The organism is Streptomyces sp. NPDC002018 (assembly GCF_042890865.1).
In the GTDB taxonomy this organism is placed as follows: Bacteria; Actinomycetota; Actinomycetes; order Streptomycetales; family Streptomycetaceae; genus Streptomyces.
The window spans coordinates 149,308-173,068 of the sequence record NZ_JBIASO010000015.1 but is presented as its reverse complement, the minus strand read 5'-3'; the positions used below and the strand labels follow the sequence as shown (position 1 = coordinate 173,068).

Here is a 23,761-nt window from a genome sequence, read left to right as displayed (position 1 = left end):
CCGTCCGGCAGGGCCGGGGCCCTTTCGCAGGACCCGGGCTCTCCCGCAGGACCGGGGCTCCCTCGCAGGACCGGGGCCTTCCGGAGGGGACACGGGGGCCGGGGCCGCGCGCAGAACGCTAGAGCCTCGGGCCGGCGGCCGTTCCCGGGCCGAGGTCCGTCTCCTCGAACACCAGCAGTGTGCGGGTCGAGAGCACTTCCGGAATGGACTGGAGCCTGGTCAGGACCAGTTCGCGCAGGGACCGGTTGTCCGGCGCGTGCACCAGCAGCAGTACGTCGAAGTCACCGCTGACCAGCGCGATGTGCGTGGCCCCCGGCAGCTCTTCGAGCTGTTCGCGCACCGTGCGCCAGGAGTTCTGCACGATCTTCAGGGTGATGTACGCGGACGCCCCCTGACCCGCGCGTTCATGGTCGATCCGGGCGCTGAAACCGCGGATCACCCCGTCGTCGATCAGCCGGTTGATCCGGGCGTACGCGTTGGCGCGCGAGACATGGACCCGCTCGGCCACGGACCGTATCGAGGCGCGGCCGTCCGTCTGGAGGATGCGCAGAATGTCCTGGTCGATGGCGTCGAGCGGACGCGGCGGAGGAGGGGGCTGCTTCGTAGCGCCGCCCCGGCCGCCGTCGGCCGGCCCGCGCCCGGCCGTGTCGGCGCCCTGGTCCGCTCCGTCGGCCATTTGTTCAGCTCCCATGTCCCCCCGCCTCTCCGCCATGGACGACCTGTGACCATCCCAGGCTGTGGAGAACCGTTTGTCCACAGGCTGAGGCCGCCTGTAGCCAAAATGCCTCAACGACCGAACAATCGGTAGGTGAGGCGTGCCACTCCAGGCGCCCCGTCGTCCGCCCGCTCGCACGAGGAGGTGCACGCGTGAAGAAGAGCAGTACGTCGGTCCAGGAACTGCCCGGTGCCGCGGCCCAGCGGCCCACCCCGCCCCCGGCGTGGCAGCCGCGTACCGATCCCGCACCGCTGCTCCCCGACGCCGAGCCGTACCGCGCGCTGGGCACGGACGCCGTGGCCGGCGCCGATCCCGGACTGCTGCTGCGGCTCTACGCGGAGCTGGTCCGCGGCCGCAGGTTCAACACGCAGGCCACGGCCCTCACCAAGCAGGGCAGGCTCGCGGTCTATCCGTCGAGCACCGGCCAGGAGGCCTGCGAGGTCGCCGCCGCGCTCGTCCTGCGCGAGCAGGACTGGCTCTTCCCCAGCTACCGCGACACCCTCGCGGCCGTGGCGCGCGGGCTCGACCCCGTCGAGGTGCTGACGCTGCTGCGGGGCGACTGGCACACCGGCTACGACCCGCGCGAGCACCGGGTGGCCCCGCTGTCCACCCCGCTCGCCACCCAGCTTCCGCATGCCGTCGGGCTCGCCCACGCCGCCCGGCTCAAGGGGGACGATCTGGTCGCGCTCGCCCTGGTGGGCGACGGCGGCACCAGCGAGGGCGACTTCCACGAGGCGCTGAACTTCGCCGCCGTATGGCGGGCCCCGGTCGTCTTCCTCGTCCAGAACAACGGCTTCGCGATCTCCGTGCCGCTCGCGAAGCAGAGCGCGGCGCCGTCCCTCGCCCACAAGGCCGTGGGATACGGAATGCCGGGCCGGCTGGTGGACGGGAACGACGCGCTGGCGGTGCACACGGTGCTCACCGAGGCCATGGCCCGTGCGAGACGGGGTGAGGGACCGACGCTCGTCGAGGCCGTCACCTACCGGGTCGAGGCCCATACGAACGCGGACGACGCGACCCGCTACCGCCACGACGACGAGGTCGAGACCTGGCGCGCGCACGACCCGGTCCGTCTGCTGGAGCGCGAGCTCACCGAGCGCGGGATCCTCGGCGAGGAGGGTGTCCGGCAGGCCGCCGAGGACGCGGAGGCGATGGCGGCGCGGCTGCGCGAGCGGATGAACGCCGATGCGGTGCTCGACCCCATGGATCTCTTCGCGCATGTCTACGCGGACCAGACCTCCCAGCTCCGTGAGCAGGCGGACCAGCTCCGCGCCGAACTGGCGGCGTCGGCCGGGGAAGGATCCGGTGAGGCGCGATGACCACGGTCGCGGTGAAGCCCGCCACCATGGCGCAGGCACTGCGGCGCGCGCTGCGCGACGCGATGGCCGAGGACCCGTCCGTCCATGTGCTCGGGGAGGACGTCGGCACGCTCGGCGGGGTCTTCCGGATCACCGACGGACTCGCCGCGGAGTTCGGGGACGACCGCTGTACGGACACTCCGCTGGCCGAGGCGGGCATCCTGGGGACGGCCGTCGGGATGGCGATGTACGGACTGCGGCCGGTCGTGGAGATGCAGTTCGACGCCTTCGCGTATCCGTCGTTCGAGCAACTGCTCAGCCATGTGGCGAAGATGCGCAACCGCACGCGCGGCGCCATGCCGCTGCCGATCACCGTGCGGGTGCCGTACGGCGGCGGGATCGGCGGGGTGGAGCACCACAGCGACTCCTCCGAGGCGTATTACATGGCGACCCCCGGTCTCCATGTCGTCACCCCCGCGACGGTCGACGACGCGTACGGGCTGCTGCGCGCCGCGATCGCCTCCGACGATCCGGTGGTCTTCCTGGAGCCGAAGCGGCTCTACTGGTCGAAGGCCGCGTGGTCGCCCGACGCGCCGGCCACGGTCGAGCCGGTGGGCCGTGCCGTCGTCAGGCGCCGGGGCAGCAGCGCCACCCTGATCACCTACGGCCCGTCCCTGCCGGTCTGTCTGGAGGCGGCCGAGGCGGCCCGCGCCGAGGGCTGGGACCTGGAGGTGGTCGATCTGCGCTCCCTGGTGCCGTTCGACGACGAGACGGTGGCCGAATCCGTGCGGCGTACGGGCCGGGCGGTGGTCGTCCACGAGTCCACCGGATTCGGCGGCCCCGGCGGGGAGATCGCCGCCCGGGTCACCGAGCGTTGTTTCCACCACCTCGAAGCGCCGGTGCTGCGGGTGGCGGGATTCGATATTCCGTATCCGCCGCCGATGCTGGAGAGGCACCATCTTCCGGGAGTGGACCGGGTGCTGGACGCGGTCGCGCGGCTCCAGTGGGAGACGGAGAGCTGATGGCCCAGGTGCTGGAATTCAAACTGCCTGACCTCGGTGAAGGGCTGACCGAGGCGGAGATCGTCCGCTGGCTGGTGTCGGTGGGGGACGTCGTCGCCGTCGACCAGCCGGTGGTGGAGGTCGAGACGGCCAAGGCGATGGTCGAGGTGCCCTGTCCCTACGGCGGTGTGGTGACGGCGCGCTACGGCGAGGAGGGCACGGAGCTGCCGGTCGGGGCTCCGCTGCTGACGGTGGCGGTAGGGGCGTCGGAGCCGGGCGAGGTGCCCCCGGCCGCCGGGGACCGGCCGGGCGCTCCGCCCGCCCCGGAACCGCCCGCGCGGCCGGCCGCGCCCGAGGCGCCGGGCCCGGCGGGCTCCGCGTCCGGCGAGGCGTCGGGCAATGTGCTGGTCGGGTACGGCACGGGTGCGCCGGTGGCGCGCAGGCGCCGGGTCCGGCCGGTGCGGAGCACGGCTCCCGCCGCTCCCCGTATCCCGTCCGCCCCCGCCGCGGGGCCGGTCAACGGCGCCTCGGGACCGGTCCCGGTCGTCTCCCCGCTGGTGCGGCGGCTGGCCCGCGAGCACGGTCTCGATCTGCGGGCGCTGTCGGGCTCGGGACGGGACGGACTGATCCTGCGGTCCGATGTCGAGCGGGCGATCCGGCACGGTGCCGTCGAGCCCGGCGCACAGCACCTGCCTCGGCCCGAGGCACAGGCCCAGCTCCTGGCCCAGCCCACCGCCCGTACGCGGTGGGGGGCGCAGCCGCAGACGGTGCCCGCCGGATCCGCCACGGGGGCCGTGTCCAGGACGTTGCCCGGCTCCGCCCAGGACGGAGCGGTCCGGGTGCCGCTGCGCGGCGTACGGGGCGCGGTCGCGGACAAGCTCAGCCGCAGCCGGCAGGAGATTCCGGACGCGACCTGCTGGGTCGACGCGGACGCCACGGAGCTGATGTCGGCCCGTACGGCGATGAACGCGGCGGGCGGTCCGAAGATCTCGCTGCTGGCGCTGCTGGCCCGGATCTGCACGGCGGGCCTCGCCCGTCATCCGGAGCTGAACTCGACCGTGGACCTGGCCGCCCGGGAGATCGTGCGGCTGCCCGCGGTCCATCTCGGCTTCGCCGCGCAGACCGACCGGGGGCTGGTCGTCCCCGTCGTACGGGACGCGCACACGCGCTCGGCCGAGTCGCTCAGCGCCGAGTTCGCGCGGCTGACGGAGGCCGGCAGGTCGGGCACGCTGACGCCGGGCGAGCTGACCGGGGGGACCTTCACCCTCAACAACTACGGGGTGTTCGGCGTCGACGGTTCCACGCCGATCATCAACCACCCCGAGGCCGCCATGCTCGGGATCGGCCGGATCGTGCCCAAACCCTGGGTCCACCAGGGCGAGTTGGCCGTACGCCAGGTGGTGCAGCTCTCGCTCACCTTCGACCACCGGGTCTGCGACGGCGGTACGGCGGGCGGCTTCCTGCGCTATGTCGCGGACTGCGTCGAACAGCCGGCGATGCTGCTGCGCACGCTGTAGCGGGACATTCCGGGCGGCCGGCGCTCCTGTGCGCCGAAATCCCGGAGAAGTTCGGCCGACGTGCAAACGTCGTGAGCTTCGAACGGGTGATCGCGGCTCATACTTCAGCCATGACCGCCTATGACGCCATCGTGCTCGCCGGAGGGGCCGCCAAGCGGCTCGGCGGGGCCGACAAGCCAGGGGTACGGGTCGGGGGCCGGGCGCTCCTGGACCGTGTGCTGGCCGCGTGTGACGAGGCCGCCCGCACCGTGGTGGTGGGCGGCAGACGGCCCACCGCGCGGCCGGTGCGCTGGGCGCGCGAGGAGCCGCCCGGCGGCGGCCCCCTGGCCGCGCTCGACGCGGGGGTGCGGTGCGTCGAGGCCGACACCGTGCTCGTACTCTCCGCGGACCTGCCGTTCCTGGGAAAGCCGACAGTGCGCCGGCTGGTCGAGGCGCTGGACGCCAGCGGCCGGGAGGCGGCCCTCCTCACCGATGCCGACGGCCGCGACCAGCCGCTGGTCGCCGTCTACCGCGCGGAGCCGCTCCGTCGCGAACTCGCCCTTCTCGCTACCGAGTACGGCAACCTCGGCGGGCTTCCGCTGCGTCTGTTGCCGGACGAACTCGAACTCGCCCGGGTCGATGACGATCCCCTCGCCTCCTTCGACTGCGACACCTGGGAAGACATCTCCACGGCCCGGGCCCGAATCAGGGAGCATGGAACCGTGCTGGACGAATGGATCACCGCAGTCAAGGACGAACTCGGCATCGAGCTGGAGGTGGACATCCGTCTCCTGCTCGATCTGGCCCGGGACGCCGCGCACGGCGTCGCCCGGCCCGCCGCCCCGCTGACGACCTTCCTGGTCGGCTACGCGGCGGCCAAGGCCGGTGGGGACGGTCCCGAGGCCGTCGCGGAGGCGGCCCGCAAGGCCGCGGCGCTCGCCCTGCGCTGGGCGGAGGAGGCGGAGGGCACCGACGGACCGGGGGCCGAGGGGGCCGACGCCGGATGACCGCCGGGGACCGCGAGGCCGACGGGATCGAGGAAGCCCTGGCCCTGGTCGGCGGAGAGCCGGCCGCGAGGCATGACCCGGCCGGGCCATCCGGCCCGGCGCGCGGCGCGGACCGGGGCGACGGTACGGACCGGGGCGACGGCTCGGGCCGTGACGAGCGTACGGGCCGGGAGCGCGCGGCCCAGGGGCTGGAGAGGCGGGACGCCGGACCGGAGGCCGACACGCCGGCGTCGGCGGCCTCGTCGGCCACCCCGGCCGGCCCCGGCGGCGCCACCCCGGCCGGCCGGGGCGCGTCGGCCCGGCACCGCGCCGAGCCCTGGGACGCGGCCCGCGCGATCGCCGTACGGGCGGGAGGCTCCGTGCGCCCGGAGCCGGCCGCCCGAGCCCGTTCCGTCCCGCTCGACCAGGCCCTGGGCCGGGCGCTGGCCGCACCTCTGGCCGCCCTCACCGATCTGCCGTCCTTCGACACCTCCGCCATGGACGGCTGGGCGGTCTCGGGGCCCGGCCCCTGGACCGTGCGGAGCGCCGGCGGCACCGCCGCGCGGAGTACGACGGACGGCCGGACGGACGGCCCCGCGCAGGACCACGGCATCCTCGCCGGGCAGGGAGAGACGGCGCCGCTTCCCGACGGGGCCGCGGTACGGATCGCCACCGGCGCCAGGATCCCGCCCGACGCGACCGCGGTGGTCCGCAGCGAACACGCCCGAATCGACGGTGGCGGCCATCTCCACGCCGAGCGCGAGGTGGTCCCCGGCCAGGACATCAGGCCACGCGGCCAGGAATGCCGCTCCGGCGACCGGCTGCTGCCCGCCGGTACCCTGGTCACCCCCGCCGTACTGGGCCTCGCGGCGGCGGCGGGCTATGACGAGCTGCTCACCGTGCCGCTGCCACGGGTCGAGATACTGGTCCTCGGCGACGAGCTGCTGATCGAGGGACCGCCCCACGACGGACTGATCCGTGACGCCCTGGGCCCGATGCTCGCGCCCTGGCTGCGCGGGCTCGGCGCCGAGGTTCTCGCCACCCGCCGGATCGGTGATGACGCGGAGGCGCTCTGCCGTGCGGTCACCGGCTCCGAGGCCGATCTGGTGATCACCACCGGCGGCACGGCCGCGGGGCCGGTCGACCATGTCCACCCGGTGCTCCGCAAGGTGGGAGCCGAACTGCTGGTGGACGGTGTCGCCGTACGGCCCGGACATCCCATGCTGCTGGCCCGGCTGGCGTCGGGACACCATCTCGTGGGGCTGCCCGGCAATCCCCTCGCCGCGGTCTCCGGGCTGCTGACGCTCGCCGAACCCCTGCTGCGCGCGCTGGCGGGCCGGCCACCCCGGATCCCGTACCGGGCGCCGCTGCGGGACGCGGTGCACGGCCATCCCTTCGACACCCGGCTGGTGCCCGTCGTCCACCGTGACGAGGGGCTCGTGCCTCTGCGGTTCAACGGACCGGCCATGCTGCGGGGAATCGCCGCCGCCGATGGGCTCGCGGTCGTACCGCCGGGCGGCGCACCGTCCGGTGAGGAGCTGGAAGTGATTGATCTGCCCTGGACGGGCGTGGCCGACGGAGGGTGTTTCACGTGAAACTTCCCGGCCATGACGCGATGGCCCGGAACGCGGACGAGTATCTGGTCACCGCCCGGGTGAGGCTTCCCCGTCACCGGGTCGCCCGGCCGCTGCGGCAGGTCACCCGACGGCTGCTGATGGCGCTGTTCGTGCTGGCCCTGACCGTCTTCATCGTCTATATCGACCGACAGGGCTACCACGACAATTCCGATGACTCGGTCGATTTCCTGGATGCCGTCTACTACGCCACCGTGACCCTCTCCACGACGGGTTACGGCGATATCGTCCCGTACAGCGACAGCGCGCGGCTGGTGAATGTGCTGCTGGTGACCCCGCTGCGCGTCGTCTTTCTCATCATCCTGGTCGGCACCACTCTTGAGGTCCTCACCGAGCGCACCCGGGAAGAGTGGCGGCTGAACCGCTGGAGGGCCAACTTGCGCGACCACACCATCATCGTCGGCTACGGCACCAAGGGGCGGTCGGCGATTCAGACCCTCTGCGCCACCGGCCTCAAGAAGGACCAGATCGTCATTGTCGACCCGTCGAACAAGGTGATCGAGGCGGCCAACGCGGAGGGGTTCGTCGGGATCCTCGGCGACGCGACCCGCAGCGATGTGCTGCTGCGTGCGGAACTCCAGCGCGCCCGCCAGATAGTCATCGCCACTCAGCGCGATGACACAGCGGTGCTGGTCGCGCTGACGGCACGCCAGCTCAACCGCGGGGCGAAGATCGTGGCCGCCGTGCGGGAGGAGGAGAACGCACCGCTGCTGCGCCAGTCCGGGGCCGACGCCGTCATCACCAGCGCCAGCGCCGCCGGCCGGCTGCTCGGGCTCTCCGTGCTCAGCCCCAGCGCCGGCACGGTGATGGAGGATCTGATCCAGCAGGGCAGCGGTCTCGATCTCATCGAACGCCCCGTCATAAAGGCCGAAGTGGGCCTGAGCGTACGGGAGACGGACGATCTGGTGGTGAGCGTGCTGCGGGGACACCGGCTGCTCGGTTACGACGATCCGACCGCGAGCCCGCTCCAGCTCACCGACCGGCTGATCACCATCGTCCGGGCCCACAGCCCCACGGGACAGGACAACTCCAACTCGTCGCAGCCCCGGCCGTCGGACCGGGGGCGGGAGTAGCCTCGCGCTCATGTATGCGATCACGATTCCGGAACCCGGCGGACCCGAGGCGCTCGTGTGGGCCGAGGTGCCCGATCCCGTACCCGGCGAGGGAGAGGTGCTCGTCGAGGTCGTGGCGAGCGCCGTCAACCGAGCCGATCTTCTCCAGCGGCAGGGCTTCTACGATCCCCCGCCCGGCTCCTCCCCCTACCCGGGTCTGGAGTGCTCGGGGCGGATCGTCGCGCTCGGCCCCGGGGTCGCGGGCTGGGCCGTCGGCGACGAGGTGTGTGCGCTGCTGGCGGGCGGGGGGTACGCGGAGAAGGTCGCCGTACCCGTCGGCCAGCTCCTTCCCGTACCGGAGGGCGTGGATCTGGCGACGGCCGCGGCGCTCCCCGAGGTCACCTGCACGGTCTGGTCGAACGTCTTCATGATCGCGCACCTCCGCCCCGGTGAGACCCTGCTGGTGCACGGCGGCGCGAGCGGTATCGGCACGATGGCCGTCCAGCTCGCCAAGGCGGTGGGCGCGCGGGTCGCGGTCACGGCGGGCGGTCCGGAGAAGCTGGCGCGCTGCGCCGAACTGGGCGCGGACATTCTCATCGACTACCGAGAGCAGGACTTCGTCAAGGAGATCCGCACGGCCACGGACGGCGCCGGGGCGGATGTCATCCTCGATATCGTCGGCGCCAAGTATCTGGAACGGAATGTGAAGACCCTGGCCGTGAACGGCCGGCTCGCGGTCATCGGTTTCCAGGGCGGGGTGAAGGCCGAACTCAACCTCGGCGCCCTGCTGAGCAAGCGCGGCGCGATCACGGCGACCTCACTGCGCGCCCGTCCCCCGTCCGAGAAGGCGGCGATCGTCGCGGCCGTACGGGAGCATGTCTGGCCGCTCATCGCCAACGGTGACATCCGCCCGGTGGTGGACCGGACGCTGGCGATGCCGGAGGCGGCGGAGGCCCACCGGGTGCTGGATTCCAGCACCCATGTCGGCAAGGTGCTGCTGCTCGCGCCGAAGGCCGGCTGAGCGGAAACCTCCAGGCCACCCGGGGCGGCCGCCGGGGGCGTGGGCGTGGCGGCTGTGCGCGCGCCCCGCCCACGACCGGTGGCGACGGATGACCGGACCCGCCGGTGGCCCGCCCGCTGCGGACGAGGCCGCATGGACGGCCCAGAAGCCGGGCCACAGGGACGGACCGGACCACAAGGACGGGCCGGACGACAGGGACGGACCGGGCCGTCTGGACGGCCCGGAGTCATCGGTCCACCGATCAGGAGCCGTCGGTCTACAGATAGGGACCGGAGCGGAGCGCGCCGTGTCCCTGGTCGCCCTCGTCGTCCTGGATCGATCCCGGCGGCAGCGCGCGGCGCATCTGTTCGAGCTGGGCCCTGGCGGCCATCTGCTGGGCGAACAGCGCCGTCTGGATGCCGTGGAAGAGGCCCTCCAGCCAGCCCACCAACTGGGCCTGCGCGATCCGCAGCTCCGCCTCGGAGGGAATCGCCTCGTCCGTGAAGGGGAGCGAGAGCCGCTCCAGCTCCTCGACCAGCTCGGGGGCGAGCCCGTCCTCCAGCTCCTTCACGGAGCCGGCGTGGATCTCCTTGAGCCGCACCCGGCTCGCCTCGTCCAGAGGAGCCGCCCGCACCTCCTCCAGGAGCTGCTTGATCATGCTGCCGATGCGCATGACCTTGGCCGGCTGTTCGACCATCTCCGTCACGGGAACCTCGCGACCCTCGTCGGCACTGCCACCGCCACCGCCGCCGCCGAGTGCCATCCCGTCCTGTCCCACCACGAGTACATGGGGGCTCTCCTGCGACCGTTCGTTCCTCGGCATCTCCATACGGCCCATTGTCTCGCACATGTGCGTCACCCCACGGTGTGCCCCCGTACGAAGATGATCCACCGTCGTACGGGGGCACGATCCCACCGCGTATGCCACACGAGGCAGGCGGTCGGGGCCGGCGGTTATGTGGCGGCCCGGCGCCCCAGCGTCCGGTGCGAGCGGGTGACCAGCGCCGCCAGGATCGCGGCCCCCAGCGGTACGGCGATCAGCAGCGCCGCCAGCGTCCCCCAGGGGATGACGACGGGCACATACGGCGTCGGGAGGACGCCCAGGCCCTCGTCGAGCGCCTGCTGGTACCACTTCTGCTCGCCTCGGCGCTCGGTCAGCCGTAGTCCGATCGCGGGGAGCACCCCGGCCGCCGAGCCCAGCAGCACCCCCATCGCCGCCACCACCGCGCACTGGAATCCGCTGAGCGTTCTGCGGACCCGCGCCGGGGCGCCGACCGCGGCGAGTGTCTTGAGATCCGCCTCGGCGTCCGCCTGGGCGAGACCGGTGGCGATCCCGGCGGCACCGATGGTCACCAGTCCGGCGAAGACCGTCAGCGACAGCAGCACGATGCTGTTCTCGCTGGTGAACCCGGCCTCGATATGGAGATTCACATTGCTGCCGGTCTTCGCCAGCTCACCGTCGAGCTTCTGCTTCTGGGCGTCGTTCGGCAGGGTGCTGGACGAGTAGTACGCGCCGAGCGGGACGGTGCTGATCCCCGCGGCCTTCGCCGTGGCCGGGGTCAGGACCATCGAGACGCCATAGGTGTTCGGGTTCCCGGGTACCTGGTGCGCGGGAAGGGACGTGAGGGTGCCGGGTGACGGCAGACCCTTCTGGTTGGCCGCTTCCGCCTTCTCGATGTCCGTGATCAGCAGGATGCCGATCTTTCCGGCCGTGTCGACGTTCCGCTTGTCGAACGAGACGACCCGGCCGTCCGCGAGCGCCTGCTCCGCCGCCGGATCCTTGATACCGAGGACCTTCAGCACCGCGGCCTCACCGATCAGCACACCGCCCTCGACATTGCTGTAGACCGTCTCCTGCTCGCAGCGCCAGTCCTTGACGAGCTTGCGCCGCTCGGCCTTGCTGAACTTCTCCGAGGGATCGTCCATCCCCGTGGTGGACCAGAGCGGACACTGATGGGCCTTGGGGACGACCACCTCGTACCGTCCGCAGCCGTCCTCGCCGCCGTACATCGAGCAGCCCGGCTTCCCGACGGAGATACGGTCCACATCGGCCCGCACATCGACGGGCAGGTTCTTCTGGACCGCCGTGCGCACGGCCGGGACATCCCGGCCGCCGTCCTCGTCGATCATCACGGAGATCGCGCCATGGGGGAGCTGCGGCTCGTACGAGGCCCGGTTCTGGGCGTCGCTGCTCGCCGAGTACGTGGAGACCGCCACCGTGCCCGCGACCGCGGCCAGCACCGCCGCCACGGCGGGGGCCGTGCGTCCCCTGTTCCGTACGGCGTCCCGCAGCGCCAGCCGGGGCGAGAGCGGAAGCCAGCGGCCGACGCGGCCGAACAGCCCGACCAGGGCCGGTGTCAGCGCGACCACCCCCAGCTCGGCGATGGCGCTGCCGCCCGCGACGATCGCGAACTGATCGGTCATCGTCGAGCCGTACAGCGCGATCGCCGCGCCGAGCGCGACCGCGATCAGCCCGAGGACCGGCAGGACCTTGCTGCTTCCGCGCACCCCGCGACGTCCGGTGAGCGAGGCCAGTACGGTCTGCCGGGAGGCGGTGACGGCCGGGACGATCGCCGCGAGCAGACCGGTGACCACGGCGAGCAGCGCGATACCGAGAAGCTCCAGTGGCCGGATGTCGAAACCGCCGAAGCGCTGGCCGAGGTAGTCCTCGAGGACGGGACGCAGGGCATAGGTGAGCCCCAGGCCCAGCACCGTACCGATGACGGCCGAGGCGACCCCGATCACCAGACCGCCGCCGAGCACGATGGCCCGGATATGGCGCCGGTCACCGCCGTTGGCACCGACCAGCCCGAGCTGACGGCGTGAGCGCCGGGCGCCGACCGCGAAGGCCGGGCCCGCCAGCAGACAGATCTCCAGCATGGCGAGGCCGACGACGGTACCGACAGCGGCGAGTTCGGTGGCGTTGGCCGCGGCGCTCTGCTCGTACCTCTCCTGGTCCTTCCGCTGGTACAGCGGTACGTCCGCGTCGGCGGGCGGGTTCAGGGACACGGCACGGGAGGTCACCAGAATGCCGCGGGCATTGGCGTCCTTCACCATGTTCCACGTGAAACCGCCGGGACCGCCGGGACCACCGGGAATTCGGACGAGTTGGGTGGTACTCGGGTGGGTACCCGGCAGCCCGTCGGCCTGGAGCGCCTTGTCGAGCGGGGCCAGAAACGCCCCGGGGAGCGCGTTGACCTGCTCGGCGTCCAGCGAGTCGGGCAGTTCGTAGGCGCCGACGATCCGGTACTCGGTGTCGAGTCCACGGGCGGCGAGCCTGGAGCCCACCCGCAGTCCGCTGACCTCCAGGAAGCGGGTGGTCGCGGCGACTTCGCCGGCCCGCTCGGGGAAGTCGCCCTCACGGAGACGCATGATGCCCCGGGCGATCGGGTCCGTCGCCTTCAGCTCGCGGATCTCGGTCTGGAGCAGCCCGTGTGCGGTACGGAGCTTTCCTGATCCCACCGTGTCCTCAAGGACCGTGGCGCCCGCCGGAACGGCCCGGGAGATATCGCCGGGGCCCTCGGGCCAGGGCTTGTTCTCGAAATCGTCCACCGGCGTATAGCTGGTGGCGTCCGGGGACTGGTGGAGCGGCGTACCGCCGAACTCGGGATCGCTGAGCCGTGCGTCGGCCTGGCCGAGCGTGCGGTCGAGCTGTTCCCGGGTGGACAACTCGGCGCTGCGCAGGGTCAGATCGAAGGCGCTCACCCCGAGGATGGGCAGCGCGATCATGGAGAGGACGAGAAAGCTGCGTCCCTTGGAGCGCCAGGCGTCGCGACGGGCGATCCGCAGCGCCGCGCGCCAGGAGTGGTACCAGGTCTTCACAGTTCGGCCGCCTGGCCCGTGAGCAGCGAGTCCGCCTGGCTGCGGATGGTCTGGTCGACGACCGCGCCGTCCCGCAGGAAGACCACCCGGTCCGCCCAGGCCGCGAAGCGCGGCTCATGGGTGACCAGCACACCGGCGGCGCCCGCGTCGCAGCGGGTGCGCAGCAGGGCGAGCACGGACTCGCCCGTCTCGGAGTCCAGCGCGCCGGTGGGCTCGTCCGCGAGGACGAGCCGCCGGTCGCCGACGAGCGCGCGGGCTATCGCCACCCGCTGCTGCTGGCCGCCGGACATCTCGTCGGGGAACCGGTCGGCGAGCTGCTCCAGCCCCATCTCCGCCAGGGCGGCGAGCGCTTCGACGCGGGCCTTGCGCGCGGAGGTGCCGTCGAGTTCACGGGGCAGCGAGATGTTCTCGGCGGCGGTGAGGGCGGGGATCAGGTTGTAGTCCTGGAAGACATAGCCGATGCTGCGGCGGCGCAGGGCGGCGAGCGCCTTGCGGTCGACGGTGGTGATGTCGGTGCCTTCGACGACGACCCGGCCCGAGCTGGGGCTGTCGAGGCCGCCCGCGATGGTGAGGAGCGTGGACTTGCCGGAACCCGACGGTCCCATGACGGCGACCAGTTCGCCGGGGAACACATCGAGATTGATACCGCGCAGGGCGTGGACCTCGGTGGCGCCACTGCCGTGGACACGGGTCAGTTCCTGGAGTTGGAGCACGGGCTGCTGGGACGGTTGCGCGTTTTCGGGCATGAAGGATCCCCCTTGGGGCGGTACGTGCACATACGCGGGTCAGGTATGTGTGTGGAGTGAGGAAGCGTGAGAGGCGGCGGGCCCGCCGGGCGGGGCGTCCGCGGGCCGGGGCTGGGGCCGGGGCCGGGGCCGGGGTCTACTGCCGGTCGGCGATCACCCGGCTGTCGGCGTCGGGCCGGTCGGCCGGAAGTCCGTCCGCGGGGCCGCTGGTGCCGCTGGTGCCGCCGGTGCCGCTGGGGATGCCAGGGCTGCCAGGGCTGTCAGGGCTGCCGGTATTGCCGGGGCCGCCGGCCGCGCCGGGTGCGTCGTCCGCGGGGCTGCCCGACGGCCTGTGGCCGGGTTCCGGCAGCAGCGAGAGCCGGATCAGCCGGGATTCACAGTGGTCGAGCCAGCGCGCCTCGGCCTCCGTCTGGAAGATGAGCTGCTCCAGGACGAGCAGCCAGGCCACTTCGTGCCGGTCGGTCGGAACGGCCTCCAGCGCCTGGGCCTTGAGCCGGGTGTAGTCCTGCATCGCCTGGATGGTGTGGCGGCGCTGTGCGTGGATCACCTCCCGGATGTCGACCCCGGGGGCGCCCACCGCCATGGCGAGTTTGATCGCCAGTTCGTCACGGGGCGGGCTGGTGCGGTCGACCGGTGTACGGAACCAGGACTTCAGCTCCGTACGGCCGGCGTCGGTGATCACATAGAGCGCGTGGCCCGCCCGGTCCTCGCCGTCCTGGACGACCATGCCGTCGCGCTCCAGCCGGCTGAGGGTCGTATAGACCTGGCCGACGTTGAGCGGCCAGGTGGCACCTGTACGGGACTCGAACTCCGTACGGAGCTGAGAGCCGTAGCGCGGGCCGCGTTCCAGGAGGGCCAGAAGCCCGTGGCGAATCGACATACTCAGTATGTATACCGAGTATGGCGTAGCCCGCAAGCGACCTGAGGCGGACCGGGTGAGTACGCCATAAGGAGGAGACGGGCACGGGACGGGGCGGGGGCGCGGCGTCGCGGGGCTCCGGAACGCGGCGTCGCGGGGCTCCGGAAGGGGCGTGGCGCGGTCGCGGAAGGAGGGGGGTGGCGGGGCTCCGGACGTGGGCGTTCAGCGGCGGCGGAGCCGTAGTCCGAGGAAGCCCAGACCCACGCCGACCAGCGTGATCCCCGCGCCCAGGGTCAGGACCGGAACCGGCCGCACGGTGGGGCCGGTGACCGCTCGCGCGGTGGACTCACGGGCGGCGGAGGGGGGCCGGCGCCGGGGCGCCTCGGAGTCCTGCGGATGCGCGAACTCCTCCAGCGACTCGTCCGCCGGTGTGTGTCCGTCCGTCCCCCGGTCGGTCTCCTCGTCCGTCCCGTCCGTCCCGTCCGTGCCTCTGGTCGCCTGCGCGTCCCCGTCCTCGCTCTCGTCGCTCTCCTCGCGCCCGTCGTTCTCGTGGCGCCCGTCGTGTCCGTCGCCACTCTCGCTCTCGCCCCTGCGGGAGGGCGTCGCGGCCTCGGAGGGCGGCGTACGGGGATGGTCGGCGGAGGGCGGGACGGGAGGCTCTGTTGACCCGCCGGGCCGCTCGGGCGGAGCGGTATCGGCGTCCGCGTCCGTCTCCGGATCGCCGTCCGCGTCCCGGGTCGCCTCCCAGCCCGTGTCCCACTCCGCCTCGGGATCCGCGTCCGGATCGCCGTCCGCGGCCGTGCTTCCGTCGTCCGGTGACAGGGCCCCGGCCTCCTGCGGCCTCCCGGGGCGCGGCCGTCCCTCCCCGGCCGGACGGCCGGCCAGTGAAACGGCCGACTCGGCGGACGCCGAAGGGCCCGCGACCGGTGGGGAGGACTCCTCGGCGTACGCGCCGGGCGTGGCCATCAGCAGCGACGCGACCGCGATCGCGCAGGGAGTGCGGAGCGTAGGAGTCACCGACTCAGCGTCACATGTAATGACAAATCCGGCATCTCGAAAGGCTCATACCGCCGCTACCAGCCGCCACGGTCACCATCGGCGGCTGTCGCCACGCTCGGCGCCCGCGGCTGCCGTCGCCACAGCCCGTTCCGCAGGGCTCCGTCAGCGCTCCCTCGGCGCTCCTGCGGCCCGCCCGTCCGGCTACTGCTCCGCGCGGCCCGTCGAGATCGTCAGTTCGAACTCCTGGCCCTCGGGCGGCACGGCGGCCCCCGGCCGCGGGTACTGGTCGATCACGGTGTCCGCGGCCCAGGACCCGTCGTTCCTGGCCTTCACCGGAGCCCATGACCAGCCGGCCTCGCGGAGGCAGTCCTTCACGGAGAGGATGTCCTTGTAGCGCAGGTCGGGGGCGGTCACCTTCGACGGGTCCAGCCCGTCCTCCGCGGCGTCCGTGCACTCCGAGGCGTCGATCGTGCGGTTGCGCTCCGGATCGCGGTAGCCCTCGGCGGTGCCACTGGTGCCCGGGTCCGCCGTACCGCCGTCGCCCCCGTTACCGCCGTTGAGGGTGATCGCCGTTATCAGACCGCCGACGGCCAGCAGCGCGACCACGACCGCTCCCGCGATGACGGGTATGTTCCGTCTGCCGCCGGGACGGCCACCGCTGTGCCCGCTCCCATGGCCGCCGTGCGCACCGTGGCCGCCCCGTCCGCCGGGGGCGGTCTGGGGCTGCGGCGACATCGTGTACGGCGGCGGGGTCGGCGCCATCGGCTGCTGGGAACCCTGGTACGACGGGGCCGGCTGCGGATAGCCGTAACCGGGGCCGGGCGGCGGCGGGGTGGGGGCCGGCGGACCGTAGGAACCCGGGCTGTACGGCGTCCGCACACCCTGCGGCGGCGGGGCCTGCCCCGACTGGTCCACCGGCGGGAAGACCGCCGAGCCCACGCCCGAACCGCTGTTGCCCCGAGCACCCGGCACGATCGCCGGAGCGCCCGTCTGTCCGGCGGTCAGGACGCGCGCGCACTCGTCCGCCATCGCGGCCGCGCTGGGGAAGCGCTCGTTCGGGTTCTTCTTGAGGGCCCGCGCGACCAGCGCGTCCATGGCGGGCGTGACCGAGCGGTTGATGGTCGACGGGGCGACCGGCTCCTCCTGCACATGCGCGTACGCGATCGCCAGCGGCGAATCCGCGTCGAACGGCAGCCGGCCGGTCAGAAGCTGGAAGAGCATGATGCCGACCGAGTACAGATCGGAGCGGGCGTCCACGGGGCGCCCCAGCGCCTGTTCGGGCGAGAGGTACTGCGGCGTGCCGACGACCATGCCGGTCTGGGTCATCGAGGTGACGCCCGACTGCATGGCGCGCGCGATGCCGAAGTCCATCACCTTGACGACGCCGCGCTTGGTCATCATGACGTTGCCCGGCTTGATGTCCCGGTGGACCAGGCCCATCTCATGGCTGGTCTCCAGCGCGGCCAGCACATCGCCCGTCACCTTGAGCGCCTTGTCGGCCGGCATCGCGCCGTGCTGGGCGATGTCCCGCTGGAGCACGGAGCCGAGCGGGTGCCCCTCGACGTACTCCATGACGATGTACGGCATCAGCGCGCCGGACCCCGTCGTGGAGCCGCTCTCCCGGATGGTGTCCTCGCCCGTGTCGAAGACCGAGACGATATTGGGGTGCGACAGCTTGGCGACGGCCTGGGCCTCGCGGCGGAAGCGCTCACGGAAGGACTGCTCGCGGCCCAGCTCCGAGTGGAGCGTCTTGATGGCGACCTGCCGGTCCAGCGCGGTGTCGTACGCCAGATATACGGACGCCATCCCGCCTTCGCCGAGCAGGTCGCGAAGCTGGTACCGGCCGCCCGCGACCGAACCGCCCGCATAGCGGCCCTGTGCGCCGTGCTGGCTCATGACTGTGCTTCCCCCTCGGCGCGCAGACGCGGTCCGCAGTTCTGGACGCGATGGTGCTCACGTGGTGATTCCGTTATTACGCGCCAAGTCTGCCCGAGGGCAGTGACACGTCAAGCCGGGTGCCCGTTCCGTGACCGTACGCACAGCAAGCGTCTCGGAAGCGTTACAGGAAAAGCATGGAACAAGCATGGAATTTGCGTGGGTATCGGGTGTCCGGGTTTCATGGCCCGTCCACCGTGGACCGGCGTGTCATACGGAGGCTGTAGCGTGATGTGGCATAGCCAATCCCGAAGACGAACACCCCACACCCACCCCTGAGAAACACAGGCATACCGCGGACCGCGCGCGCGGTCGTGAAGCGGACAGAAACGACGGCGAGGACTGATGGCACCCGAACCCGAAGCAGGCGGCGGAGTGTCGGACGCCGCGGACTCCTGGGGCGATGGCAGCCTGGTCGGAGGGCTGGTCGGCGACGGCCGCTACCGGATGACCCACCGTCTCGGCCGTGGCGGCATGGCCGAGGTGTTCGCGGCGGAGGACGTACGGCTCGGGCGCACCGTGGCCGTCAAGCTGCTCCGCGCCGATCTCGCGGAGGACCCGGTCTCCAAGGCCCGGTTCACCCGGGAGGCACAGTCGGTCGCCGGGCTGAACCACCACGCGGTGGTGGCGGTGTACGACTCCGGCGAGGACACGGTCAACGGGCAGACCGTGCCGTACATCGTGATGGAGCTGGTCGAGGGCCGCACCATCCGTGATCTGCTGGTCAACGCCGAGGCCCCGCCGCCCGAGCAGGCGCTGATCATCGTCTCCGGTGTGCTGGAGGCGCTCGCCTACTCGCATCAGCACGGCATCGTGCACCGCGACATCAAGCCCGCCAATGTGATCATCACCGACGCCGGCGCGGTGAAGGTGATGGACTTCGGCATCGCGCGCGCCCTGCACGGCGCGCAGTCGACGATGACCCAGACCGGCATGGTCATGGGCACGCCGCAGTACCTCTCCCCCGAGCAGGCACTCGGCAAGGCCGTCGACCACCGCAGCGACCTGTACGCCACGGGGTGTCTGCTCTACGAACTCCTCGCGCTGCGGCCCCCGTTCACCGGCGAGACTCCGCTCTCCGTGGTGTACCAGCATGTCCAGGACATCCCGGTGCCGCCCTCCGAGGTCTCGGACGTGGCGCCGCCGGAGCTGGACGGCCTGGTGATGCGCTCGCTCGCGAAGGAGCCCGACGACCGGTTCCAGAGCGCGGAGGAGATGCGCGGACTGGTCCAGTACGGCCTCCAGATGCTCCAGCAGCAGGGCAGCCACACCGGCACCTGGAACACGGGCACGTTCGACGCGCACCTCGGCGGCAACACCCCGGCGATGGGCCTGGCGGCCACGACGGCGATGGGGCACCCGCCGCACGGCGACACCTCGCAGAGCCCGATCCTGCCGCCGATGAATCCGCACGACGGCGGGTACGACGGCGGCCATCAGGGCGGGGGCGGCCGGGGCAAGATGTGGCTCTTCGTCGCGCTCGCGGTGGTCGCGGTCGTGGCGGGCGTGGCGTATGCGATCAACGGCATCAGCGACAAGTCCAACGGCGACACGTCCAACAAGCCGACGGTCAGCCCGACCCAGGAGACGCCGAGCGACGAGGGCCCGACGCCGTCGGACGAGCCGAGCGAGACCGAGGAGACGGACGACTCCTCGGGCGGCGGCGGTGGGTCCGACTGGCCGCCGAGCGAGGAGCCGACCGAGAGCGCGAGCCGGTCCGAGGAGCCGACGGAGACCCCGTCCAGCAGCGATACGGGTACGACGGACGGCGGCGGCGGTACGACCGACGGCGGGACCACCGGCGAACCGTCGACCGACCCGACCCCGACGCCGCCGGAGGGCGACGACGAGGGGCCGACCGGCGGGACGCCGGGCGGCGGCGGGCCCGGCGGTACCGACAGCGGTGCCGAGAGCGGCGGTTCGCTCGGCGTCACCACCGGCGGCTGATCACTTCTCCGCCGATCGCTCTTCAGGGGGCCCTGGTCCATGACCCGGGCCCCCTTCGCACGGGCCCTCCCCGAGGATTCCGCGAGGATCACGCCGGGGGGATCACTCGGTGAGGATCACCCCGAGGGGACCACCCGGCGGGGATCACTCCGAAGGAATCACTTTGACGGATCACCCGGCGGGGATCACTCCGCGAAGGCCTCGCTGACCGCCTCGTACTCCCGGGTCCACCACACCGCGAGGGCCGACACCGCCGCGAACAGCGGGTCGGCCCTCCGGTCGTCCAACTGGTAGCGCCAGCGCAGCACCCAGAAGTCGTTGAGCCGCTCCCACCACACCCGGTGGACGGCCGCGGCCAGTTCGGAGGCGGCGGCTCCGGCGGCGCGGCGGTAGGCGCGCGCGTACGCCCGCACCTTCGTCAGCTCCAGCTCACCCGTCGGCCGTACGAAGAAGATCGCCGCGGCCCGTACGGCCTCCTCGGCCCGGGGCTGCACGGCGAGCCGGTCCCAGTCGACGATCGCGGCCGGCTCCCCTCCCCGGTAGAGCAGATTCAGCGGATGGAAGTCGCCGTGCACCCAGCCCGTGGCCGGCTCCGCGCCCGGCGGCGGGCGCCGGTGGGCATGGCGTTCCAGCAGGTCACGGCGTTCCAGCAGCCGGTGTTCGGCGAGGGCGTCGAAGGTGTCCCGGGCGCTGCGGCCACGGGCCAGCGTCAGCAGCTCGTCGATCAGCGCGAAGGTGTCGGAGGGGTCCGGGCTGTCGTGGAGGCCGGTGTACGTGAGGCTGTCGTACGCGGGCGGCGCGGGATCCGGCTCCATCACCCGCTCCAGACAGGTGTGCACCCGGCCGAGGAGCCCGCCGAGGTGCCGTGACTGGACGGCCGTGAGCTGGGCTCCGTCGCGATGGCGCCCGTCGATCCAGGGGTGCAGCGCGTAACAGCGGCCCTTGATGACCGAGACGGTGTCGCCGTCCTCGTTCTCGACGGGCGGTGCGACGGGTACGCCGAGGGTCTGGAGCCGCTGGGTGGCGCGGTGCTGACGGGCGATGGCCTGGTGGTCGCCGTCGAGATGGTGCTTGAGGAAGTAGGAGCCGCGCGTGGTGAAGACCCGGTAGCCGTGGTTGAGCAACCCTTGGGCGACGGGTTCGCAGGACAGCGGCTCGCCCGCGTCCCGGTAGTGGCGGAGCAGCGTACGGACGGGGGGAGCGGTGGCGCCGGGGGGAGCGGCACGGCCCGCGCGGGCGGCGGGGATCACGGGGCTGGGCGGGAGGACAGGGCTTCTGGGCGGGAGGACAGGGCTTACCTGGCTGGCACGAGCGGCAACGGGCTGAGGGATGACAACGGTCGCAGCAGGCGCAGCGATTTCATATGAGCGCGGCACTTGTCAGATGTTAGATCACGCAGCGTGTTGGCTCTGTCGCTCTCGGGAGTAGTCGAGCGTATGTACAGTGACAAACTGCGGTACAAGCCGCATATACACCGGCTCGAACGGTTCTCCGTCCACCCGGTGCGGCCCTCGGCCGAACAGTTCCAGCTCAGGAGCGGTCGGCTGGATGATCTCGGCCGTACCGGTGAACTGCACGGACCACAGGTCGGTCTCCTCGCTGCCGAAGTTGTCCGCGCCGTACGCCACTACCCCGCCGCCGCAGGCCCGGTGGTAGCCGTGACCGGCGTGCATACGCAGCAGCACCGAGCCGTCCGCCACCACATGGCGTGCGGGTGCCACGAACGGCATGGCCCGCATGCTCGTCGCGACGCGTCCGTACGACACGCGGGTGAGCAATTCCATGGCACGGATTTCCTCGGTGGACATAGGTCCACTCTCCGTCACGGAACTACCTCGTCAACAGAGGACGCGGCCCCTCAACCGAGGGACGTTGGTCCCGATTGAGCGGGGGACCGACGCGGTAGGGGATGGGCCCGGGTGGCCCTCGCTATCGAGCGGACCCCGGGCGGACCTGGAGGAGACCCCGAGCGGACCCCGAGGGGACCCGTAGGGGACCAGGGGACCCGGAGGGGATCCCGGGAGGATCAGTCCTTCCCGGTCTGGAGGCCCTTGCCGGCCTGGAGGCGCGCCACATACGCCGCCGCCTGGGAACGCCGCTCCATCCCCAGCTTGGAGAGCAGGCTGGAGACATAGTTCTTTATCGTCTTCTCCGCGAGATGGAGCCGCTCACCGATCGCGCGGTTGGTCATCCCCTCGCCGATCAGATCCAGGATCCTGCGCTCCTGGTCGGTGAGCGAGGCCAGCTTGTCGTCGCCCTTGGGGCCCGTGCCGCTGCGCAGCCGCTCCAGCACCCGGGCCGTGGCCACCGGGTCGAGCAGCGAGCGCCCCGCCGCCACGTCCCGTACCGCGGCCAGCAGCTCATTGCCGCGGATCGCCTTGAGCACATAGCCCGAGGCGCCCGCCATGATCGCGTCGAAGAGCGCCTCGTCGTCGGCGAAGGAGGTCAGCATCAGACATTTGATGCTCTCGTCGCGTGAGCGGATCTCGCGGCAGACCTCCACACCGCTGCCGTCCGGCAGCCGCACGTCCAGCACGGCCACATCGGGGCGGGTCGCCGGGATCCTGGCGGTCGCGTCCGCGGCGGTACCGGCTTCCCCCACGACCTCGATGTCGTCCTCGACGGACAGAAGTTCGTGGACCCCCCGACGAACGACTTCATGGTCATCAACCAGGAATACTGTAATTTTTCCATCTTGATGCACAGAATTCAGTCTCACACACTCACCCCTTCCCTGCCGCAGATCAGCGGGATAACGTGCCGTTGTTCCGGCGGCCTGCAAGGCTGTGACCAGTGGTTGTTCCAGACTTTGTCGATTTACTTGGAAATCCAAGCAAAATTGCAGGTCAGATGGGGTTTCGCAGTAATGCGGCCCACTGGGTAACGTGCCTGTGACAGAGCGCTCGCCGGGGCACCTGTCACGCCTGTCCCGACCGCGTCGCACCCACCCCGTGCGCGCGGCGGGTCCAGGCGAGCCGCACTGGTTCCCGGCGGATCCCGGGGGCCGGACAGACGGAGGAGCACGCACGTGACCGTGGAGAGCACTGCCGCGCGCAAACCGCGACGCAGTAGCGGTACCAGCACCGGTACCAAGCGCGCCAGCGCGAAGAGGACACCGCAGCCACAGAGTTCCGAGCCCCCGCTCGTACAGCTGCTCACCCCCGAGGGCGAGCGCGTCGAGCACCCGGACTACCGGATCGACATCACCCCGGAGGAGCTGCGCGGGCTGTACCGGGACATGGTCCTGACCCGCCGCTTCGACGCCGAGGCCACGGCGCTCCAGCGCCAGGGCGAGCTGGGACTGTGGGCGTCGCTGCTGGGCCAGGAGGCCGCGCAGATCGGTTCGGGCCGCGCGCTGCGCGACGACGACTATGTCTTCCCGACCTACCGTGAGCACGGTGTCGCCTGGTGCCGGGGGGTCGACCCCACCAATCTGCTGGGCATGTTCCGCGGTGTGAACCACGGCGGCTGGGACCCCAACAGCAACAACTTCCATCTCTACACGATCGTGATCGGCTCGCAGACGCTGCACGCCACGGGCTACGCCATGGGCGTCGCCAAGGACGGCGCGGACTCCGCCGTGATCGCGTACTTCGGGGACGGCGCCTCCAGCCAGGGCGATGTCGCCGAGTCGTTCACCTTCTCCGCGGTCTACAACGCGCCGGTCGTGTTCTTCTGCCAGAACAACCAGTGGGCGATCTCCGAGCCGACCGAGAAGCAGACCCGGGTGCCGCTCTACCAGCGCGCGCAGGGCTACGGCTTCCCGGGCGTCCGGGTCGACGGCAATGACGTACTGGCCTGTCTGGCCGTGACCCGCTCCGCGCTGGAGCGGGCCCGCCGGGGCGAGGGCCCCACGCTGGTCGAGGCGTTCACGTACCGGATGGGCGCGCACACCACCTCCGACGACCCGACCAAGTACCGGGCGGACGAGGAGCGCGAGGCGTGGGAGGCGAAGGACCCGATCCTGCGGCTGCGCCGCTGCCTGGAGCGGGAGGGCCTGGCGGACGAGGCGTTCTTCACGGCCCTGGACGAGGAGAGCGAAACGCTCGGAAAGCGGGTACGGGAAGTGGTACGGGCGATGCCCGACCCGGACCCCATGGCGATCTTCGACCATGTCTACGCGGACGGGCACGCGCTCGTCGACGAGGAGCGCGCCCAGTTCGCCGCCTACCAGGCGTCGTTCGTGGACGCGGACCCCGCCGCCGATGCCGCCGTCGCCGCCGCGGGTGCCGCGGGCACGGGCGCGGGTGCCCACGAGGGGGATCGCTGAT

General features: G+C 71.9%; 19 protein-coding genes. 9 read left to right on the top strand and 10 right to left on the bottom strand.

Features of this window, described 5'->3' with window-relative positions:
* Positions 1–118: 118 nt before the first annotated feature.
* Positions 119–691 carry an Lrp/AsnC family transcriptional regulator gene (locus ACFYYH_RS24560; RefSeq protein ID WP_388554827.1) on the bottom strand — a complete coding sequence of 191 codons (573 nt, stop codon included), beginning with the start codon at positions 689–691 and terminating at the stop codon, positions 119–121.
* Positions 692–867: 176 nt separating this feature from the next.
* On the opposite strand from ACFYYH_RS24560, the gene pdhA (ACFYYH_RS24555) reads away from it, so the two are divergent.
* From pdhA (ACFYYH_RS24555) to ACFYYH_RS24525, 7 genes are all read left to right on the top strand, one after another.
* Positions 868–2,034 carry a pyruvate dehydrogenase (acetyl-transferring) E1 component subunit alpha gene (gene pdhA, locus ACFYYH_RS24555; RefSeq protein WP_388554824.1) on the top strand — a complete coding sequence of 389 codons (1,167 nt, stop codon included), beginning with the start codon at positions 868–870 and terminating at the stop codon, positions 2,032–2,034.
* On the top strand, positions 2,031–3,035 hold the full coding sequence (locus ACFYYH_RS24550; protein WP_388554822.1) for an alpha-ketoacid dehydrogenase subunit beta: 1,005 nt from the start codon (positions 2,031–2,033) through the stop codon (positions 3,033–3,035). Before pdhA (ACFYYH_RS24555) ends, ACFYYH_RS24550 begins: the two co-directional genes overlap by 4 nt.
* On the top strand, positions 3,035–4,531 hold the full coding sequence (locus tag ACFYYH_RS24545) for a dihydrolipoamide acetyltransferase family protein (RefSeq protein ID WP_388554819.1): 1,497 nt from the start codon (positions 3,035–3,037) through the stop codon (positions 4,529–4,531). The genes ACFYYH_RS24550 and ACFYYH_RS24545 overlap by 1 nt, the downstream gene beginning before the upstream one ends.
* A 110-nt stretch (positions 4,532–4,641) precedes the next feature.
* The gene (locus ACFYYH_RS24540; RefSeq protein ID WP_388554816.1) at positions 4,642–5,517 is read left to right on the top strand and encodes an NTP transferase domain-containing protein; all 876 of its coding nucleotides are present in this window, start codon (positions 4,642–4,644) and stop codon (positions 5,515–5,517) included.
* Positions 5,514–7,091 carry a molybdopterin-binding protein gene (locus ACFYYH_RS24535; RefSeq protein ID WP_388554813.1) on the top strand — a complete coding sequence of 526 codons (1,578 nt, stop codon included), beginning with the start codon at positions 5,514–5,516 and terminating at the stop codon, positions 7,089–7,091. Before ACFYYH_RS24540 ends, ACFYYH_RS24535 begins: the two co-directional genes overlap by 4 nt.
* Before the next feature lie 20 nt (positions 7,092–7,111).
* Positions 7,112–8,203, top strand: coding sequence for a potassium channel family protein (locus tag ACFYYH_RS24530; protein ID WP_388554893.1), 1,092 nt, complete (start codon positions 7,112–7,114; stop codon positions 8,201–8,203).
* A gap of 10 nt (positions 8,204–8,213) precedes the next feature.
* Positions 8,214–9,203 carry an NAD(P)H-quinone oxidoreductase gene (locus ACFYYH_RS24525; protein ID WP_388554810.1) on the top strand — a complete coding sequence of 330 codons (990 nt, stop codon included), beginning with the start codon at positions 8,214–8,216 and terminating at the stop codon, positions 9,201–9,203.
* 256 nt (positions 9,204–9,459) lie between these two features.
* Here the strand turns inward: ACFYYH_RS24525 and ACFYYH_RS24520 are convergent, their stop codons facing one another.
* The 6 genes from ACFYYH_RS24520 to ACFYYH_RS24495 all read right to left on the bottom strand — a co-directional run bounded on the left by ACFYYH_RS24520 (position 9,460) and on the right by ACFYYH_RS24495 (position 17,504).
* Positions 9,460–10,011, bottom strand: a complete 552-nt coding sequence (locus tag ACFYYH_RS24520; protein ID WP_388554808.1) for a bacterial proteasome activator family protein — start codon at positions 10,009–10,011, stop codon at positions 9,460–9,462.
* Positions 10,012–10,136: 125 nt separating this feature from the next.
* Positions 10,137–13,004 carry an FtsX-like permease family protein gene (locus tag ACFYYH_RS24515; protein ID WP_388554806.1) on the bottom strand — a complete coding sequence of 956 codons (2,868 nt, stop codon included), beginning with the start codon at positions 13,002–13,004 and terminating at the stop codon, positions 10,137–10,139.
* A complete protein-coding gene (locus ACFYYH_RS24510; protein WP_388554804.1) occupies positions 13,001–13,750 on the bottom strand; it encodes an ABC transporter ATP-binding protein in 750 nt (249 codons plus the stop codon). The genes ACFYYH_RS24515 and ACFYYH_RS24510 overlap by 4 nt, the downstream gene beginning before the upstream one ends.
* Before the next feature lie 136 nt (positions 13,751–13,886).
* Positions 13,887–14,630 carry a PadR family transcriptional regulator gene (locus tag ACFYYH_RS24505; protein ID WP_388554802.1) on the bottom strand — a complete coding sequence of 248 codons (744 nt, stop codon included), beginning with the start codon at positions 14,628–14,630 and terminating at the stop codon, positions 13,887–13,889.
* 201 nt (positions 14,631–14,831) lie between these two features.
* The gene (locus ACFYYH_RS24500; protein ID WP_388554800.1) at positions 14,832–15,626 is read right to left on the bottom strand and encodes a hypothetical protein; all 795 of its coding nucleotides are present in this window, start codon (positions 15,624–15,626) and stop codon (positions 14,832–14,834) included.
* Between the two features lie 183 nt (positions 15,627–15,809).
* Positions 15,810–17,504, bottom strand: coding sequence for a protein kinase (locus ACFYYH_RS24495; protein WP_388554798.1), 1,695 nt, complete (start codon positions 17,502–17,504; stop codon positions 15,810–15,812).
* A 384-nt stretch (positions 17,505–17,888) separates the two neighbouring features.
* Between ACFYYH_RS24495 and ACFYYH_RS24490 the strand changes: the two genes are divergently transcribed.
* Positions 17,889–19,490 carry a protein kinase gene (locus tag ACFYYH_RS24490; protein ID WP_388554796.1) on the top strand — a complete coding sequence of 534 codons (1,602 nt, stop codon included), beginning with the start codon at positions 17,889–17,891 and terminating at the stop codon, positions 19,488–19,490.
* Positions 19,491–19,675: 185 nt separating this feature from the next.
* On the opposite strand, the gene ACFYYH_RS24485 is transcribed toward ACFYYH_RS24490, so the two are convergent.
* The 3 genes from ACFYYH_RS24485 to ACFYYH_RS24475 form a co-directional block, all read right to left on the bottom strand.
* Complete coding sequence (locus ACFYYH_RS24485; protein ID WP_388554794.1) at positions 19,676–20,740, bottom strand: phosphotransferase; 1,065 nt, start codon at positions 20,738–20,740, stop codon at positions 19,676–19,678.
* A 141-nt stretch (positions 20,741–20,881) separates the two neighbouring features.
* Positions 20,882–21,298 carry a pyridoxamine 5'-phosphate oxidase family protein gene (locus ACFYYH_RS24480; protein ID WP_388554791.1) on the bottom strand — a complete coding sequence of 139 codons (417 nt, stop codon included), beginning with the start codon at positions 21,296–21,298 and terminating at the stop codon, positions 20,882–20,884.
* Between the two features lie 218 nt (positions 21,299–21,516).
* A complete protein-coding gene (locus ACFYYH_RS24475; RefSeq protein WP_388554788.1) occupies positions 21,517–22,194 on the bottom strand; it encodes a response regulator in 678 nt (225 codons plus the stop codon).
* A 324-nt stretch (positions 22,195–22,518) separates the two neighbouring features.
* Here ACFYYH_RS24475 and pdhA (ACFYYH_RS24470) point away from each other — a divergent pair, with 324 nt between their 5' ends.
* Positions 22,519–23,760, top strand: a complete 1,242-nt coding sequence (gene pdhA / locus ACFYYH_RS24470) for a pyruvate dehydrogenase (acetyl-transferring) E1 component subunit alpha (protein ID WP_388554786.1) — start codon at positions 22,519–22,521, stop codon at positions 23,758–23,760.
* The last annotated feature ends 1 nt before the right edge of the window (position 23,761 follow it).

Coding starts and splice junctions, on each gene's coding strand:
- ACFYYH_RS24550 (WP_388554822.1), top strand. CDS start 2,031: ATGACCACGGTCGCGGTGAAGCCCGCCACCATGGCGCAGGCACTGCGG.
- ACFYYH_RS24525 (WP_388554810.1), top strand. CDS start 8,214: ATGTATGCGATCACGATTCCGGAACCCGGCGGACCCGAGGCGCTCGTG.
- ACFYYH_RS24530 (WP_388554893.1), top strand. CDS start 7,112: ATGGCCCGGAACGCGGACGAGTATCTGGTCACCGCCCGGGTGAGGCTT.
- ACFYYH_RS24535 (WP_388554813.1), top strand. CDS start 5,514: ATGACCGCCGGGGACCGCGAGGCCGACGGGATCGAGGAAGCCCTGGCC.
- ACFYYH_RS24560 (WP_388554827.1), bottom strand. CDS start 691: ATGGGAGCTGAACAAATGGCCGACGGAGCGGACCAGGGCGCCGACACG.
- ACFYYH_RS24520 (WP_388554808.1), bottom strand. CDS start 10,011: ATGGAGATGCCGAGGAACGAACGGTCGCAGGAGAGCCCCCATGTACTC.
- ACFYYH_RS24480 (WP_388554791.1), bottom strand. CDS start 21,298: ATGTCCACCGAGGAAATCCGTGCCATGGAATTGCTCACCCGCGTGTCG.
- ACFYYH_RS24495 (WP_388554798.1), bottom strand. CDS start 17,504: ATGAGCCAGCACGGCGCACAGGGCCGCTATGCGGGCGGTTCGGTCGCG.
- ACFYYH_RS24545 (WP_388554819.1), top strand. CDS start 3,035: ATGGCCCAGGTGCTGGAATTCAAACTGCCTGACCTCGGTGAAGGGCTG.
- ACFYYH_RS24505 (WP_388554802.1), bottom strand. CDS start 14,630: ATGTCGATTCGCCACGGGCTTCTGGCCCTCCTGGAACGCGGCCCGCGC.
- ACFYYH_RS24540 (WP_388554816.1), top strand. CDS start 4,642: ATGACCGCCTATGACGCCATCGTGCTCGCCGGAGGGGCCGCCAAGCGG.
- ACFYYH_RS24510 (WP_388554804.1), bottom strand. CDS start 13,750: ATGCCCGAAAACGCGCAACCGTCCCAGCAGCCCGTGCTCCAACTCCAG.
- ACFYYH_RS24490 (WP_388554796.1), top strand. CDS start 17,889: ATGGCACCCGAACCCGAAGCAGGCGGCGGAGTGTCGGACGCCGCGGAC.